Source organism: Limnospira sp. PMC 1279.21, from assembly GCF_032349615.1.
GTDB lineage: Bacteria > Cyanobacteriota > Cyanobacteriia > Cyanobacteriales > Microcoleaceae > Limnospira > Limnospira fusiformis.
This window is the reverse complement of record NZ_JARPLU010000109.1, coordinates 16942-17350: the sequence shown is the minus strand read 5'-3', so window position 1 is coordinate 17350 and position 409 is coordinate 16942.

Here is a 409-nt window from a genome sequence, read left to right as displayed (position 1 = left end):
TGGAGGCTATTTCGGGCATTGCAGCCTTATTTGACTCCTAAACGTCTCGCACCATGGTTTGATTTTACCATGAAGAATCCGACTTGATGAGTATGTCGTCAAGGAAATTTGGCATGGTCTGGGGTTTGACCGTATACTCATTATTGAGTTGCGAATCTTTGGGGTTATTGTACCTTATTGTCCTAAGATGTAAAGCAAATCTTGGATTAAATTCTGGCTCTGGGTTCAAACTAGGGTAAGGTAGGGTGCGTCAAACCTACTCAATATCGATCATAATTATGCGATCGCACCATACCCCTGCTATTTCAATCCCAATCGAATAATTTTCGCCAAAGAGTGCGATCGCCTCCCGTAGCCTCCGGTCGGGTGCGTCATAACCCGGCTATATAAATGCCTGGGGATAATTCCC